Below are 16,576 nucleotides of genomic sequence, written 5' to 3'. Positions count from 1 at the left end.
CGCGCGTCAGCGGCCCAGGAGCTCACCGAGTCCGTCGGCGAGGCGCTCGTACTCCTCGGGCCGGTTGTAGATCTGGCCGCACAGCCGGATCCCGCCGCCGCCCTCACGCGGCCAGATCAGCACGCGGATGCGCAGCCGGGCCGCGATCTCCTCCCGCAGCGCGCGGGCCTCCTCCACGGTCCCCGCGGTGCCGGCCGGGAGCAGCAGCGAGCGCATGGCCAGGCCCTCGGTGTACGGGAGCGGCCGCAGCCCCAGGCGTTCGGCGAGCAGCGCGCTGCCGTGGGCGGCCAGCGCCGCGTTGTGCGCCCGCACCTTGGCCGCGTCGAGGCGTTCCAGCAGGTCCAGGCCCTCGGGGGCGGCCAGCCAGGAGGTGTACTCGTCGGTGGCGCGCCACTCCACGGAGCGGGGGAAGCCGTGGTGGTCCTCCCAGGAGGGCACGAGCGGCCGGATGGCGGCGCGGTGCGCGGGGGCGACGGCGAGGACCGCGGTGCCGGGCGGGGCGTAGGCCCACTTGTGGAGGTTGCCGAACCAGAAGTCGGCGCCGCCGGCGAGGGGGTCGGGGAGCATGCCGGGGGCGTGGGCGCCGTCGACGACGGTGGTCACGCCGCGTTCCGCCAGCTCGGCCAGCAGCCGGGGGCCGGCGACCAGGCGGGCGGTGGGCGAGCTGATGTGGTCCAGCACGGCGACCCGGGTGCGCGGGGTGAGGGCGGCCAGGACGGTCTCGCGGACGGCGTCCTCGTCGGGCAGCAGCGGGTCCAGGGGCACGGTCCGGAGCGGGGCGCGCCGGGCGGCCGCGGCGCTGACGGTGCCGTAGCCGTGGTCGGTGACCAGGATCTCGTCGCCCTCGGCCAGGGCGAGGGAGTTCATGACGATGTTGGCGCCCTCGGTGGCGTTGGCGACGAAGGCCAGCCCCTCGGGGTCCGCGCCCAGGTGTGCCGCGACGCGGGCGCGGGCGGCGGCCACGCGGTCGGGGGCGGTGATGAAGAAGGTGTCGGGGTCGGCGTCCTGCTCGGCGCGGAAGGCGGTCTGCGCCTCCTGCACGGGCAGCGGAACGGCTCCGAAGGAGCCGTGGTTGAGGTGGGACACCTCCGTCGAGAGCCGGAAGAGGGCGCGTCCTCCGGGGAATTCGGACGGGGACTGCGGCTCGGGCACGGGGCCTCCTGAGGTCGTCGCGGGGTGCGGTCCCCGCGCTCCCGCGATCATGCACGGCGGGCGGGCGCGGACGGAAGACCGTCCCCGCCCGCCCGGGTGCGCTGCCGCCGCGTTCCGGCCGACGGGCCGCCGCCCGTCAGCGCCGCCCGCTCGTGGCCGCGTAGTACTGGAGGTCCTGGACCTGGACCACGTGCCGCGCCTCGTACGGCAGGGTCACGGAGGCCACGGTCTTCCCGCCGCGCGTGGCCGTGGCGGTGCTGGTGCCGGCGCGGAGCGGGAACAGTTCGGCGTGCCGGACGGCCGGGGCTCCGTAGCTCCTGGTCACACCGCCGACGGTGGTGCGCACGGTGGCCGGCGCGGTGAGGAAGCTGACCACCTCGACCGTGTCGCGCGGCGGGGCGGTGCCCCGGCGCGGCGCCATCAGCAGCACCTGCTTGCCGGTGGGGTCCGCGCCCGCGAACTGCACCCGCGAGGTGAGGTACAGCGTGTCCCGGACGATCCGGGGCCAGGATCCGGTCTTGAAGCGGACCAGGTAGTAGGAGGACAGGTCGAGGTAGGCGTGGCCGTTGTGCAGGGAGGGGGCGAAATGGCTGCCCTCGCTGTAGTCGTTCCACGTGGTCAGCTGGACCCAGTCGGCGCCGTCGGCGATGGCGTGGTTCCAGGTGGACCGCAGGGTGGCGGTGTTGCCCGCCTCGTCGTAGACGCCCTGGTTGGGGCGGGCGTCCTGGACGGAGACCGGCTGCATCCAGATCTTGCCCAGGCCGTGGGCGCGCTTCGCGTCACGGGTGGCGCTCTCCTGGCCGACGTAGCTGCGGCTGCCCCACTCGGAGAAGCCGTAGCTGATCGGCGCGAACTCCCCCGAGTGGGCGCCGTAGTCGAGGAAGAGCGGGACCAGGGCGGTCCTGATGCCGTGCCGGGAGCTCAGGGAGTCGATGACCTGCTTCCACCAGGCGGGTGTCTTGGCCTCGGCCTTGAAGGGCGAGACGACCAGCCGGCCGTCGGACAGCCGGTGGGCGGCGGGCGACTTCGCCAGCTGGGCCAGGGAGTTGGCGAGGCTCGCCGGGTCCGGGTTGATGGAGGTCATGTCCGGCATGAGCATGATGCGGAAGCCGGGGTCGACCGACTGGGCGGCGCGCAGCAGCATGGTGGTGCGCTCCCAGTTCTTGCCGGACAGGGAGAGCATGTCGACGGTGAAGCCGTCGAGGCCGGCGGCACGGGCGGTGCGCACTTCCTGCTGGAGGTTGGCGAGTTCCCAGTTGCCGGTCTTGGGCAGTACCGGGAGCGGCCGGTCGCGGAGCAGGCCGCCGTAGCGGGCGTGCTTGCCGCTCTCGCCCGCGGGGTTGAGGTAGTTGCGGGTGTAGTAGTCGGTGGCCGAGCCCGCGTTGTCGAGGGACAGCGGGTACGGGGTGAAGTAGTGCGCGAAGACCAGGCGCTTGCTCTTGCGCAGGGTGGCGGGCGAGGGCATGTCGAAGGGCAGCGCCGCGCTGGGCCGCCAGTCGTCGGCCGGCCGCCCGGTGGGCGGCCTGGTGGAGCCGCCCTTGTTGCCCGCGGGCGGGGTGGGGCGTGATGCGTCGCCGGCTCCGCCGGCTCCGGCACGGTCCGTCACCGAGGGCCCGGCGGACCAGGGTTCACCGATCTGGGGTGCGGTGCTCTGCCGGCTCCCGCCCGCCTTGAAGGGGTCCCAGGCGATGCCGGTGGCCGTGAAGACGCCGACGAGGAGGAAGCCGGAGATGAGGAGCGCCAGCAGGGGCCGCCGGGCGCGGAAGCCGCGGCGTCGCCGGTGCGTTAAGGGTCTCTTGGACCGCTGGGCGCTCATCGTTCGTCCCTCCAGGTGAATATGCCCCGGCCGGGACATGGACAGCAGTAGAGCCCATTGACGCCATCCGGACAACCGTTCTCCCCGGTGTCGGGCCCCGGCACGTACGTCACACGCATCACTTCGCCTACGTCCCGTGCCGTTCCCGGCAGGGCCCGGTGGAGGCGTGGGCGGCCGGCTCTGCTGCCGCCCGGGGGGCATCTTCGCAGGGGCCGGTGTGAGGGCCGCGTAAGGAACAAGTAGGGGTGTGGCCTGCCACTTTGGCGTGGGGCGGGCCGTTGTCCGCCGGTCGCGTCCGGTGGTGCGCGGGGGGCTGCCGTGGTTGCGTGGAGGAACGCGGGGTAGACGCGGCGTCGGACCGGTGTGCCGTGCGCCACGGCGGAGGGGTGCCGTGCGCCACAACGGTGGCGTGTGGCGGCCCGTCGGGTGTGTTCCGTGGCCGTGCGGGTGCGCCGGGCGGTACGGGTGTGGTGCGCGGGTACCGAGGTGCCGCATGGGTACTGAGGTGCCGCACAGGTGCTGATGTGCCGTACGGGAGTGCCGTGCGGACGTACGGGCGAGCCCTGCGGCCCTACGGGTGGTGACGTGCGGCCCCTACGGGCGTCGCGCGGTCCGAAGGCAGGCTGTGGTGGCCGGGGACGAGGGAGGCGGAAACGTGGCGGGAGCCGGAGGTACGGGGGCCGGGGGCGCGGCAGGCGCGGCGGGCGGGCCCCTCGCGGGCCGGCTGCGGGCCGGGGCCGCGGCGGCCGGGATGCGGGCCGGGGCGGTGGCCTCGAACCTGTGGGACGCCACCGGGCCCCGGCGGCCCGACGCGCACGGCGGCCCGGTGGCGTGGCGGGGCGCGGTGGGCCGGTGGGACCGGACGCTGTTCGACGCGGTGGCCCGGCGGCACTGGCCGGGCGGCGACCTGGTACTGCCCCGGCTGAGCCGGGCGGCCAACCACGGGATGCTGTGGGCGGGCGGCGCGACGGCCCTCGCGCTGTTCGGCTCGCCGCGCTCCCGGAAGGCCGCGCTGCGCGCGATGTGCTCCCTGGCGGTGGCCTCGGCGACCATCAACACGGTGGGCAAGTGGTCGGTGCGCAGGCCCCGTCCACTGCTGGAGGGGGTGCCGGCGGTACGGCACCTGCGGACCCAGCCCGAGACCACGTCCTTCCCCTCCGGTCATGCCGCCTCCGCGGCCGCCTTCGCCACCGGGCTGACGCTGGAGGCGCCCGCCTGGGGCCTGGTGGCCGTGCCGCTGGCCGTGGCGGTGGCCGCGTCCCGCGTCTACACGGGGGTGCACTATCCCGCGGACGTGCTGGCGGGTGCGGCGCTCGGGGTGGGTGCGGGGCTGCTCGTACGTTCGCTCGCGCGCGAGGGGGACCTCGCGCGCACCGCGCCCGGTCCCGAACGGGCCGCCGAGGCCCCGGCGCTGCACGAGGGCGACGGGCTGACGGTGGTGGTGAACAGCGATTCCGGGACCGCGGCGGACCGGGAGGCCCTCGTCGCCGCGCTGCCCCGGGCCGAGGTCGTGGTGTGCCCGGGGCCGGAGGTGGCCGGGGCGCTGGCGGAGGCGGCCGGGCGGTGCCGGGTGCTGGGCGTGTCCGGGGGTGACGGGACGATGGCCGCGGCGGCCGCGGCGGCGCTGGCGGCCGGGGTGCCGCTGGCGGTGTTCCCCGGTGGCACGCTCAACCACTTCGCCGCCGACCTGGGGATCGCCGGCGCCGGGGACACCGTCCGGGCGCTGGCCGCCGGGTCGGCGGTGCGGGTGGCGGTGGGGCGGTTCACGCCGGGTCCGGACGGGCAGGGGGGCGCGGACGGGCGGTCCGGGTACTTCCTGAACACCTTCAGTCTGGGCGTCTACCCGGAGCTGGTGTGGCACCGCGAGCGCTGGGCGCCGAGGATCGGCTCCGGCCCGGCGGCGCTGCTGGCGGCCTGGCGGGTGCTGCGCGCGGAGCGTCCCGTACGGCTGACGGTGGCGGGGCGGCCGCGGTCGGTGTGGCTGCTGTTCGCCGGCAACGGCACGTACCACGGGAGCGGCCCCACGCCGCGGCGGCGGGTGGGGCTGCACGAGGAGCTGCTGGACGTGCGGATCGTGCACGGCGGCGGGCGGCCGGGGCCGCGGCTGCTGGCGGCGCTGATGACCGGCCCGCTGACGCGTTCCCCGGTGCACACGGCCACCCGGCTGGAGCGGCTGCGGATCTCCGACATCCCGCCGGGCACGTTGCTGGCGTACGACGGCGAGTGGGCGACGGCGCCCGCGGAGTGCGTGGTGGACAAGCTGCCGGGGGCGCTGACGGTCTACCGGCCGGAGTCCTGACCCGGTCGCCGCGCCGCTCCCCCGCTCAGTCGTGCATGGCGTGCGAGGCCTCGACGTGCGCCTCCGGCTCCAGCTGGAGGGTGGAGTGCGCGATGTCGAAGTGGTCGCCGAGGCAGGACTGGAGGCGGCCGAGGAGGTGTCCGTGGTCCTCGCTGCGCAGGACGGCGGCGGAGACGACCACGTGGGCGGTGAGCACCGGCATGCCGGAGGTGACGGTCCAGGCGTGCAGGTCGTGTACGGCGACCACGCCCGGCTCGGCCAGCAGGTGGCGGCGTACCTCCGCGATGTCGGTGTCCTGGGGGGTGGCCTCCAGCAGGATGTGGGTGGCGTCTCGGAGCAGCCCGTAGGCGCGGGGCACGATGAGCAGGCCGATCACGATGGAGGCGACCGGGTCGGCCGCCTGCCAGCCGGTGAGCAGGATCACCAGGCCGCCGATGACGACGGCGACGGAGCCGAGGGCGTCGCCGAGGACTTCGAGGTAGGCGCCGCGGAGGTTGAGGCTCTGGTCCTTGGCGTCGCGCAGCAGGTGGAGGCCGACGGCGTTGGCGGCGAGGCCGAGGAGGGCGATGGCGAACATGAGGCCGCCCTTCACCTCGACGGGTTCGCCGAAGCGCCGGATCGCGGAGTACAGCACCCAGACGAAGATGCCGAGCAGGAGGAGGGCGTTGAGCACGGCGGAGAAGATCTCGACGCGGTAGAAGCCGAAGGTGCGGGCGGGGGTGGGGGCGCGCTGGGCGAGGGTGACGGCGCCGAGGGCGAGGCCGACCCCGACGGCGTCGGTGAGGCTGTGGGCGGCGTCGGCGAGGAGGGCGAGGGAGCCGGACAGGAGGGAGCCGACGACCTGGGTGACGGTGATGGCGAGGCTGATGCCGATGGTCCACAGCAGGCGGGAGCGGTACGCGCCGCTGAGCGTCCCTGCGGCGGAGGGCACCCCGTGGTCGTGGCTCATGATCACCATCGGACCACGGCGGGGCGGCGCTGTCGCGGCGGCGGGGGCCGGGGTACGCCCTTCGGGGGCGGGCGCCGGGGGCACGGGCGGCGGTGCCGCGGGTACGGGCGATGGTGCGGCGGGTACGGGCGGCGCCCGGGAGCCCTGGAACCCGGGAGCCCGGACGGCTCAGCGGGCCCGGACGGCTCAGCGGGCCCGCAGCGCTGTGGCCAGCTGGGCGCGCGAACGGACGTTGAGCTTCTGGTAGATGCGGGTGAGCCGGGCCTCGACGGTCTTCACGCTGAGGAACAGCTTGGCGGCCGCCTCCTGGTTGCTGGCGCCCTGGCCGACCAGCAGCGCGAGGGTGAGCTCCGCCTCGGTCAGTGCGGCGGCGACGGGCGTGTCGAGGGGGCCGCCGGGGGCCGGGCGCGGGGCCGGGGTCTCGCGGGCCAGCTCGGCCCAGGGCTTGGCGCCGGCGGTGGTGAAGACGTCCGCGGCCTCGGCGAGGGCGGTGCGCGCGGGCGCCTTGCGGCGGCGGCGCCGTTCGACGCGGGCGAGGGCGAGCAGCGTACGGCCCCGCTCGACCGGCAGCTCCAGCTCGGCGAAGCGCTGTGCGGTGTCCGTGAGCAGCCGTACGGCGGCCTCGGCGTCGCCGCCGGCGGACAGCAGCAGGCCTTGGGCCCGGTCGAGGGCGGCGATGACGGCGGGGCGGCCGAGGTCGACGGCGACGGCGCGCCAGCCGGCGACGAGTCCGGCGGCCTCGTCGAGGGCGTCGGCGGCGACGAGGGCCTCGGCGAGTTCGCCGTGCCAGCGCAGGATGGAGGGGTCGACGACCTGCTGGGCGGCCTCCAGGTCGGCGACCCGGCGGAGGGTGGCGACGGCCTTGGCGGTCTCGCCCATGGCGAGTTCGACGGTGCCGAGGGCGTAGAGGCTGCGGGAGAGGAAGACCTGGTCGCGTTCCTCCTCGGAGGCCTGGATGCCGCGGCGGGCGTACCCGGTGGCGCGGGCGAAGCTGCCGCCGGTGGCCTCGGCCATGGCGGCGACGTACCAGGCGGGGCCGGGTGAGAGGCCGGCCTCGATGGTGCAGGCGAGGGAGCGGCGGGCCCAGGCCATGCCGGCGTCGCAGCGGCCGCGGCGGAGTTCGACCTCGGTGAGGCTGCGGAGCACCTCGAAGACGTCCTCGCAGGAGCCGGTGCGTTCCACGGCGGGGAGCAGGGCGAGGAGCTGCTGCCGGGCGTCGTCGAGCCAGTCGTCGAAGAGGGCGTGGCGTACGGCGAGGTAGCGGGGGGCGTTGCGCAGGCCGATGGGGACTTCGGGTGACGGCAGGGCGAGGGCTTCGGCGAGGATCGTCTCGGCGCACGGGTCGCCGAGGATGCGGCCCATGCGGGCGCGGACGGTGAGGGCCATGGCCTCGGCGACGGTGTCGCCGCCGCGGCGGGCGAGTTCCCCTGCTTCGGCTGCGGCGGCGCGGGAGCGGACCGGGTCGCCGTCGCTGAGGTTGAGCTTCCAGGCGACGCGGAGCTGGACGAGGGCCTGGAGTGCGGGGTCGCCGGCGGCGTCGAGGGCGGCGTGGGCGAAGGTCTCGTCGAGGTCGGCGAGGGCCTGGCCGGCGGCGTCGATGACGGCGAGGCGGGCGCGTACCCGGTCGGCGGGCGAGGCGTCGCGGGCCAGGACGGCGCGGGCGGCGCGGCGGGCGAGGTCGGCGCGGCCGGCGCAGCCGGCGTCCTCTGCGGCGGCGACGAGCCGGGCGAGTTCGGCGCCGGGCCGGTCGGCGGGCGTGCGGTCGGCGGCGAGCATGCCGAGTTCGGCGGCCAGGGCGCGGTTGCCGCGGCGGCGGCAGGAGGCGGCGGCCTCGGAGACGGCGGCGGCGAGGTCCTCGTCGGGGGTGTCGACGGCGAGGGCGCGGTGCCGGGCGGCCTGTACGGGGTCGTCGTCGGCGGCGGCGAGGGCTGCGTGACCGGCGGCGCGGTCGGGCCAGCCGGCGTCGGCGGCCAGGACGCTGGGCAGGGCGCCGGCGGTGAACTCGACGGTGCCGTCCTCGGCCACGGTGACGAGTCCGGCGTGTTCGGCGGCGGCGAGCTCGGCCTCGGCGTCGGGGCGGCCGGCCCGGCGCAGCAGTGCGGTGGTGGGGCGGGTGGCGAGGGCGGCCAGCAGCAGGGTGGGGCGGGCGGCGACGGGGGCTTCGGCGAGGAGCCGGCGGGCGACCTCGCGGGCCTGCCCGGAGACGGGCAGGGTGTCGGCGTGGTGGACGGGTTCGCGGGACTCGGCGAGGGAGTGGCCGAGGGCGAGGGCGAGGCGGGGGTTGCCGCCGCTGGCGCGGTGGATGCGTCCGGCGAGGCGGGCGGGCAGGCCGTGGCTGACCAGCAGTTCCGCGACCTCGTCGGCGCCGAGGGGCGGGATCGCGGTGCTGCGGGTGCCGGGGCCGCAGAGGGCCTCGGCGACGGGGGCGCCGCTGCGGGCGCATTCGGCGACGAGGGTCCGTACCCGGGGCGGGGTGAGGCGGAGGGCGAAGCGGAGCAGGTCGACGCTCTCGTCGTCGAGGAACTGGGCGTTGTCGACGACGACCAGGACGGGGGCGGTGACGGCGAGGTTGCGCAGCACCTCGACGATGGCGAGGCGGAGGGCGATCCGGTCGCGGCCGGCCCGGAGGTCGTCGGTCTCGCGGCGCAGCAGGGCGACGGCGGTGCGCTGGGGTCCGGCGAGCCGGTCGAGCACGGCGGCGGGCACGGCGGTGAGGAGGGCGGCCACGGAGGCCTCGGGTATGTGCCGGTCGGCGGCCTCGGGGTCGAGGCGCAGGACGGTCTCGCCGCGCGAGCGCGCGGCCGCTGCCAGCGCGGTGAGGAGCGCGGTCTTGCCCGCTCCGGCCGCACCGGTGAGGGCCGCCCGGCCGTGGGTGTGCAGTGCGCGGTCGACCGCCGCGATGAGTTCCCCACGTCCGACCGGCGCGTCAGCGTTCCCCGTCGCCGCCACGCACAGCCTCCAGCCTCTCGGTCGTTTCCTGTGCCTTTCCTGTGACCGCTGAGGATACGAGGTCGGTGGCCGGGCGGGACCGGAGTGTGACGCAGAAATCAGGCGGCGGTCCGGGCATGCCTCCGGACCTGCCGGTACGAGACGTACCTGCAGGTCCGGGGCTGCTGGGTCCGGACCGGCCCGGTGGGGACGGGCGGGTCCGGGGGGTGTCCGGTGTGGGGTGCCGGACTTGTGGGGGTTTTCCTTCCGCTGCGGTGGGGCTGGGGATGCAGCGGGCCGGTTCCCCCCGGACCCTCCTCTGGGTTCCCGGGGGGCTGCCGGGCCTCTTAGAAGGTCAGGCTCCAGGAGTCGATGTAGCCGGTGTCGACCGAGGCCACGTCCTGGACCCGCAGCTGCCAGGTGCCGTTGGCCGGGATGGCCGAGGCGTCGACGGTGAAGGTGGTGATGAGGTTGTCGGTGCCGTCGTTGGACGAGTTCTGCAGGCGCTTGACGGTGCCGTTCGGGCCGACCAGGTCGACGACCAGGTCACCGCGGTAGGTGTGCTTGATGTCCACCGCGACCTTGAGGGTGGCGGGGGCGTTGCCGGTCAGGCCGGTGACGCTGATGGACGAGGAGACGGCGCCGCCGTTGTCCGGGATGTTCACGTCGGCGGTGTTGCTGAAGGTGCCGCCGGGGGTGGTGCCGCCGGAGACCGCGGCCACGGTCTTGGCCGCGTCGGCCAGGCCGGCGCCGCAGCCGCCGGTGCAGGTGCCGGCCAGCGGGCGGGCGTTGGTCTTGATGGCCGACTCGATCTGGGCCGGGGTGAGGGCGGTGTTGGCCGACTTCATCAGCGCGGCGAGGCCGGCGATGTGCGGGGCGGCCATGCTGGTGCCCTGGTAGGGCTCGTAGTTCTCGGTGCCCGGGGAGGTGGCGCCGGCGTTCAGCGTCGACCAGATGCCGTTCTCGGGCGTGGTGATGGTGCCCGGGGTGTCGGTGGCGCGACGGGTCTCGCCGCCGGGGGCCGCGATGTCGATGATCGAGCCGTAGTTGGAGTAGAACGACCGGTCGCCGGTGCGGTTGGTCGAGGCCACGTTGATCACGTTGTTGCAGCTGGCCGGCGAGAAGCCGCTGGCGTCGGCGTTGCTGTTGCCGGCCGCGACGACGACGGTGGTGCCGCGGTTCACGGCCGCGTTGATGGCGTTCTGGTACGTGGCGGTGCACGCGCCGGAGCCGCCGAGGCTCATGTTGATGACCTTGGCCGGGGTCGGGTTGGCCGGGACGCCCGAGACGGTGCCGCCGGAGGCCCAGGTGATGGCGTCGACGATGTCGGAGGTCGCGCCGCCGCACTTGCCGAGCACGCGGACCGGCTGGATCTTGGCGCCGTAGGCGATGCCGGCGACACCCTTGCTGTTGTTGGTGGCGGCGGCGATGGTGCCGGCCACGTGGGTGCCGTGCCAGGAGGAGTCGCTGGCCTTGGAGCCGGTGCCGCACTCGCCCGCGGCGCTCCAGTCGCCGGCGTCGGCCGGGTTGCTGTCGCGGCCGTTGCCGTCACGGGCGGCGGTGGAGCTGGTGATGAAGTCGTAGCCCGCGACCACGTTCGAGGCGAGGTCGGAGTGGGCGACGTAGCCGGTGTCGATGACCGCGACGGTCACGCCGGAGCCGGTGGTGGTGTCCCAGGCGGCGGGAACGTTCATGCCCGCGGTGGCCTCGAAGAGGTCCCACTGCTTGGTGTACTCGGTGTCGTTCGGGGTCGCCATCGCGTAGGCGCGGCCGTCGGGCTCGACGTACGCCACGTCCGGGTCGGCGCGGAACTGTGCCATGACGTCCGCGACGTCCTGCGGGGCGAGCTTGCCGCCGAGGTCGACGAGGGCGGCACCGGTGCCGAGGCGGCGCTCGAACGAGACGTCCTCGCCGGCCTTCGAGCCCTTGGCCTTGGCGTCGGCGGCGGCGTCCGCGTTGGAACGGGACTCGGTCGCGCCGGACTTGTAGCCGACGATGAGGTTCTCGACCGGCGCGGTGGGGAGCGGGGCCGGGGTGGCGGTGGGGGCGGTGGCCGCCGCACGGGCCGCCGCCGGGTTCGCCAGCGCCACGGAGGTGGTGGCCGCGGTGCCGAGGAGCGTGGCGGATATCGCCACGACGGTGATGAGCCTGCGCCTGGATGCGTGCAAGGTGGGATCCCTTTCGCGGGCCGCCGGTTCCGGGCAGGCCGGATCGGCGGATGGTGCATGTGTGGGAGGTGGATGCAGTGGTGCCGTGGTCCTGGCCGCGCGGCGCGCCCGATGCCGGGGTGAGGCGGCGCGTCGTGCGGTGGTGCCCGTGGAGCGGTGCGCGCGGCGCGCTGGGGGCCGTGGTGGGGCCGCGCGTCGTGCGGTGGTGCCGGTCGTGCCGGTGGTGCCGTGGTGCGGTGGTGCCTGTGCGGGCCGGGGCGCGCTGCTCACGCGTCCCGGGCTCCGCTGCTCACCTGGCTGCCGCCGCCGCGACGATGGGGCGGGGGCAACGTCGGCTGTCGTCGATCCACCGGGGGAACGGGTTCACGCCATGTGGGGTGGCGGACTGACCGTCCGGCCGGTGAAGATCGCCGGTGGTCAGACAGTAGGCAAAATGCAGATGAACCCGATACGGGGAAAACCCTTGTCCGGCCCCTGCGCGTACCCCTCGGGGCCCCTCGCCGACGTGACGGACGATGACCCCAACACCCGCTCTGACATGCGACGTTGGGGCCTACCGACCCCTCACACAGGGCACATTGGTCCGGTCCAATAGGGCGAGGGTCGGGCAGGGCGGAGGGGTGGATTCAGGCCGGTTCGAGCGAGGGTCCAGCAGGGCGCGAAGAGGGGCCTCATCGGAACGATCCGGGCATATGCAGTCGCTCCCAGTGGAACGGAACGAGTCAGCCGGACGGGCGCGGATGGGGCGCGGCGGGACCCCGGACGGGACGCCGAACGGACCCGCGCCGGGCGGTAGTGGGGCCCGTGATGTACGGGCAAAGCGCTTGACGCGTCATGGCACCCCCGGCCCCCTCCCCCTTGGCCGCCCTGGTGGTGGCCCCGCCCCAGCACCGACCGGCCCACTACCCCACTCGGGCCGCCAGCTCCTCGATCAGGCCGGCGACGGCCTCCGGCCGGCGGAGGGTCGGGAAGTGGTCCGAGCCCGCAAGGCGGACCAGCCGGCAGCCCGGGATGCGCGCGGCCATCTCCTCGTTGCAGCGCACCACCTCGGGCTGGTCGAGCTCCCCCAGCGCCAGCACGGTCGGCGCGGCCACCTCGCCGAGCCGGTCGAAGACGGGTGCGTCGGGAACCTGGTGGGGGTGGTTCGTGAACCAGCCGCGGAGTGCGGCGCGCAGAGCCGCGGCGGCGTGCGGGTCGCCGTCGGTGCCCGCGCGGCCCCAGATCCCGAGGCCCAGCGCGACGATGCCCTCCGTGTCGCCGGCCGTGGCGAGCCGCTCCAGTTCCTGGACGAAGCCCGCCGGCTCCAGCCCCTCGTACCCCGTCACACCGGGCACGAACAGCGCGAGGCCGGCGACCCGGCCGGGGTCTGCCACCGCCAGGCTCAGCGCGGCGGAGCCGCCCATGCTGGAGCCGGCGAGCACGGCCCTGCGGGCCCCGAAGTGGTCCAGCACCGCGGCGAGATCGGCGACGGGGGAGTACCGGGCGGTGGGTGCCGGGGAGCGCCCGTAGCCGCGTACGTCGTAGCGGATCACGCGGTGACGGGCGGCGAGGCCGGGCAGGATGCCGTCCCAGAGGGAGGAGTCGCCCACCCCCGGGTGGAGCAGTACCAGCGGGGTGCCCGCGCCCCGGGTGTCCTCGGCCCACACCTCGTCCGTGCCGCTGACCTTCACCATGGATTCCATGCCGCCAGTCTCTGGCGGCATGCGGCGGCGCGCCAGGCCGCCCCGCGGTACGGGCCGGGCGGCATGGCGCGAAAGGAGCCGTACGCGCAGCCGTATGCGCAGCCGCCCAACCCGCCCTCCACCCGTCCCGTCAGGCGCCCTGAATGTGAAAGTTGAAGTCAACGTGCCCGAGGGCCGTCATCAGCCGCAGCCAGACGGGCAGCAGCATCTCGGTGCCGCGGGCGGTCTCGATGCCGCCGAGGTCGATGATGCTGCGGTCGGGCCAGCCGAAGGAGCGCAGCAGCTCGGTGACGTCCTTCTTGGCGTCGGCGTCGTCGCCGGAGAGGAAGACGTTGTGGTCGCCCTGGATCCGCGACGGGTCGACCATGATCAGCGCGTGCATGGTGTTCAGCGTCTTCACCACGCGCGCGGCGGGGTGCGCGCGCTGGATGCGCTCGCCCAGGCTGTCGGTGTTGACGGGGTCGAGGGAGGGCGGGAAGCCCGCCGAGAAGTCGAGCGGGTTGGCGATGTCGACGAGGACCTTGCCGGCGAGGTTCGCGGCGCCCGCCGCGTCGAGAACGGCGAGGCTCGCCGAGCCGTTGGTGGTGTTGACGACGACCTCACCCTGGGCCGCCGCGTGGGCGAACGTGGCCAGGCGCACGGTGCTGTTCTCGGCCTGCCACTGCGCGAAGGGGGCGAGGCCGCGCCCGTCGGGTTCGGTGCGGGCGAGGGTGGCCTCCGGGTCCCGGGTGCCGACGACCACGTCGTGGCCGAGGGAGACGAGGCGGGCGGCGAGGGTCCGGCCGACGCTCCCGGTGCCGAGGACTGCGTAGTGCATGTTCTTACCCCTTCAGGTTCCGGGGCCCGGACGGACCGGCCCCGCCCGGGCGACCGTACCGTTGTACTGCGCGGACCGCTGGTCGTGGTCCAAGGTACGGGCGACCCGGGCGAGTTCCGGAGGTCCGGCCGCGACACGCCGGGGCCCGGGGGCGCCGTCGCCGCCTCCGGGAGCCCCGCGGTCCTGCCCGCGGCCGGCCCGGTCCTACGGGACCAGCCGGAGCAGTCGGTTCGGGGAACCGGTGCCGGGGCTGGTGACCTTGCCGGTGGTGGCGCCGTTCACCAGGACCGTGGCGACCTGCGCCGGGGTGGCGGAGGCGTGCCCGGCGAGGTAGACGGCCGCGGCGCCCGCGACGTGCGGGGCGGCCATCGAGGTGCCGGAGATGGTGTTCGTCGCGGTGTCGCCGGTGTTCCAGCCGGCCGTGATCGAGACACCGGGGGCGAACAGGTCCAGTACGGCACCGTAGTTGGACCAGGAGGCCTTCGCGTCGGAGCTGTTGGTGGCACCGACGGTGAGGGCCTCGGTGACCCGGGCGGGCGAGGAGTTGCGCGCGTTGACACCCGAGTTGCCCGCCGCGACCGCGTAGGTGACGCCGTCCGCGATGGAGTTGCGCACCGCGTTGTCGAGCGCGGTGGAAGCGCCGCCGCCGAGCGAGAGGTTGGCGACGGCCGGGGCGCCCGCGGCATGGTTCGCGGTGACCCAGTCGATGCCGGCGATGACGCCCGCGGTGGTGCCGGAGCCGTTGTCGTCCAGCACGCGGACGGCCACGACCTTCGCCTTCTTCGCCACGCCGTACGTGGTTCCGGCGATCGTGGTGGCCACGTGGGTGCCGTGGCCGTTGCCGTCCTGCGCGACGGAGTCGCCCTCGACGGCGTCGTAGCCGTTGACCGCCCGGCCGGCGAGCTCCTGGTGCGAGATGCGGACGCCGGTGTCGATGACGTACGCGGTCACGCCGGAGCCGGCGCTGTCGGGGTAGGTGTACGTGCCGGACAGCGGCAGGTTCGGCTGGTCGATCCGGTCGAGGCCCCAGGGGGCGCCGGTCTGCGTGGCGTCGGCCCTGACGATGCGGTTCTGCTCGACGGAGGCGACCGCGGGGTCCGCGGCCAGCTTCCGGGCCTGGGCGGCGCCGAGGGTGACGGCGTACCCGTTCAGCGCCGCGCGGAAGGTCTTGCGCACCTGGCCGCCGTGCCCGGATATCAGCCGGTGGCCCCGGTCGGAGGCGGGGGTGAAGCCCGCGCCCGGCTTGAGGGTGACGATGTAGCTGCCGGGGACCGCGTCCGGCGAGCCGGCCCCGAGCACGGTGCCGGCGGCCGTGGGGGCGGCCTGCGCGGGCAGCGTGGTCAGGGTGCCCAGCAGGGCCGTGGCGGCGGCGGTCGTGACGGCCACGGCGATGCGTGTCTTGGTGCTGCGGGGGAGTGCCATTACGAGGGGTCCTCCTCATGGGCGGCGCACACCCGTGTGCGGGGCGGCGCTGGTGGGGGTGGGTCGTGCGGGGTCGCACAGTCGGCCGCGAGCCGGATGCCTCCGGTCGCGGCGTGATCGTCACCGTCGCCCATCGGGTGAGGCGGGGCAAGGAAGTTGACGCCTTTTCACACTCGGGTCACACGACTGCCATCCCGCCGCGACAGTCCCCCGCTCCCCCGCCCCGCGACCGTGACGCACGCCACCAACTCCGTTACCCGAAGCGGGTGTTCGGACCGGCTCGCCGGAGCGTGGGGGAACCTCACCGAAGAGCAGTACGCGCGGTACGACGCCCTCGCCACCCTCTTCGACCACGGCGAGGACCACCTCCTCTTGTCGATCGGCCACCTGGTGCAGCGCACCCGACGGCAGTCGCAGGAGTCGCAGGAGTCGCAGGGTCCCCAGGAACAGCCGGAACCCGAGGTCCGGGTCGACCCGGATGACGGCCTCCTCCAGTGCGCCGAGCACGGCGGCGGCACCTCCCAGGGGGCGGAACTCGGGACTGATCACCCTGCCGGCGGCGACGGGCACCTGCTCCTGATCTCGCGCAGGACGGCGGCTTCGGAGCCCGGAGGACGCTGGCACCCGTCGCCGGTCGCAGGGCTCACGGACCCCCCGCCGAAAACGCGATCATGCTCGTCGGCCACCCTGACCCCCGCCCCGGACGGCCGACCCACGGAACGGGGGCGACCCAGCACCCAGACGGTCACCCGGAGTGACGACGGGGTCGTTCGGGCCCGGGAAATCGCCGGGGCGGTGCGTACACCTGGCCCTTTGCGGCTCCTCGGGGACACTGGAAGAGGCTCGACACCGGAGGCCGCCATGAGCACACCGTCCCCCTTCCGCATAGCCGCCGTCCTCTCCCCCGAACACCGCGAGCGCCTGATGGCCCTGGCCCGCGAGGTGAACTTCCCCGCGGGCGCCCGGATCTTCGACGAGGGGACCCCGGCCGACCAGTTCTGGATCGTCCGGTCCGGCACGGTCACCCTGGAGATGAACGTCCCCGGCCGCCGCCCCGCCCAGATCGAGAGTCTGGGACCGGGCGAGCTGGTGGGCTGGTCCTGGCTCTTCCCGCCGTACGTCTGGCAGCTCGGCGCCGAGGCGATGACCCCGGTCCGCACCCATGCCTTCGACGGGGTGGCGGTCCGCATGCTGATGGACGCGGACCCCGCCTTCGGCTCCGCCATCGGCCACTGGGTCGGCCGGGTCCTGGCCCACCGCCTCCAGGTGGCACGCGTGCGGCTGCTGGACCTGTACGCCCCGTACAGCAGCGCCCGCTAGCCGGGTGGGGCCGCCCGCCGGCG

General features: G+C 75.1%; 10 protein-coding genes. 2 read left to right on the top strand and 8 right to left on the bottom strand.

Annotation, left to right across the window (positions count from 1 at the left end):
* Positions 1-6 precede the first annotated feature (6 nt).
* Complete coding sequence (locus tag ACIF6F_RS05385) at positions 7-1,152, bottom strand: aminotransferase class V-fold PLP-dependent enzyme (RefSeq protein WP_399941503.1); 1,146 nt, start codon at positions 1,150-1,152, stop codon at positions 7-9.
* A gap of 136 nt (positions 1,153-1,288) precedes the next feature.
* Positions 1,289-2,968, bottom strand: a complete 1,680-nt coding sequence (locus ACIF6F_RS05380; protein WP_399941500.1) for a glycoside hydrolase family 71 protein — start codon at positions 2,966-2,968, stop codon at positions 1,289-1,291.
* A 751-nt stretch (positions 2,969-3,719) separates the two neighbouring features.
* On the opposite strand from ACIF6F_RS05380, the gene ACIF6F_RS05375 reads away from it, so the two are divergent.
* Entirely contained in the window at positions 3,720-5,267 is a 1,548-nt protein-coding gene (locus tag ACIF6F_RS05375) for a bifunctional phosphatase PAP2/diacylglycerol kinase family protein (RefSeq protein WP_399942177.1), read from the top strand.
* Between the two features lie 25 nt (positions 5,268-5,292).
* Here ACIF6F_RS05375 and ACIF6F_RS05370 read toward each other — a convergent pair whose 3' ends face one another.
* The 6 genes from ACIF6F_RS05370 to ACIF6F_RS05345 all read right to left on the bottom strand — a co-directional run bounded on the left by ACIF6F_RS05370 (position 5,293) and on the right by ACIF6F_RS05345 (position 15,233).
* Positions 5,293-6,225, bottom strand: coding sequence for a cation diffusion facilitator family transporter (locus tag ACIF6F_RS05370; RefSeq protein WP_399941497.1), 933 nt, complete (start codon positions 6,223-6,225; stop codon positions 5,293-5,295).
* 177 nt (positions 6,226-6,402) lie between these two features.
* Positions 6,403-9,165, bottom strand: coding sequence for an AAA family ATPase (locus ACIF6F_RS05365; RefSeq protein WP_399941494.1), 2,763 nt, complete (start codon positions 9,163-9,165; stop codon positions 6,403-6,405).
* Positions 9,166-9,491: 326 nt separating this feature from the next.
* Entirely contained in the window at positions 9,492-11,279 is a 1,788-nt protein-coding gene (locus ACIF6F_RS05360) for a S8 family peptidase (protein ID WP_399942175.1), read from the bottom strand.
* Between the two features lie 935 nt (positions 11,280-12,214).
* Positions 12,215-12,994, bottom strand: coding sequence for an alpha/beta fold hydrolase (locus tag ACIF6F_RS05355; RefSeq protein ID WP_399941491.1), 780 nt, complete (start codon positions 12,992-12,994; stop codon positions 12,215-12,217).
* A gap of 130 nt (positions 12,995-13,124) precedes the next feature.
* Complete coding sequence (locus tag ACIF6F_RS05350) at positions 13,125-13,811, bottom strand: NADPH-dependent F420 reductase (RefSeq protein WP_399941489.1); 687 nt, start codon at positions 13,809-13,811, stop codon at positions 13,125-13,127.
* A gap of 204 nt (positions 13,812-14,015) precedes the next feature.
* Complete coding sequence (locus tag ACIF6F_RS05345) at positions 14,016-15,233, bottom strand: S8 family peptidase (protein ID WP_399941486.1); 1,218 nt, start codon at positions 15,231-15,233, stop codon at positions 14,016-14,018.
* An 861-nt stretch (positions 15,234-16,094) separates the two neighbouring features.
* Between ACIF6F_RS05345 and ACIF6F_RS05340 the strand changes: the two genes are divergently transcribed.
* Positions 16,095-16,553, top strand: a complete 459-nt coding sequence (locus tag ACIF6F_RS05340) for a cyclic nucleotide-binding domain-containing protein (protein WP_399941484.1) — start codon at positions 16,095-16,097, stop codon at positions 16,551-16,553.
* Positions 16,554-16,576 lie beyond the last annotated feature (23 nt).

The organism is Streptomyces sp. NPDC086023 (assembly GCF_044540325.1).
GTDB lineage: Bacteria > Actinomycetota > Actinomycetes > Streptomycetales > Streptomycetaceae > Streptomyces.
This window is presented reverse-complemented; position numbering and strand designations above follow the sequence as displayed.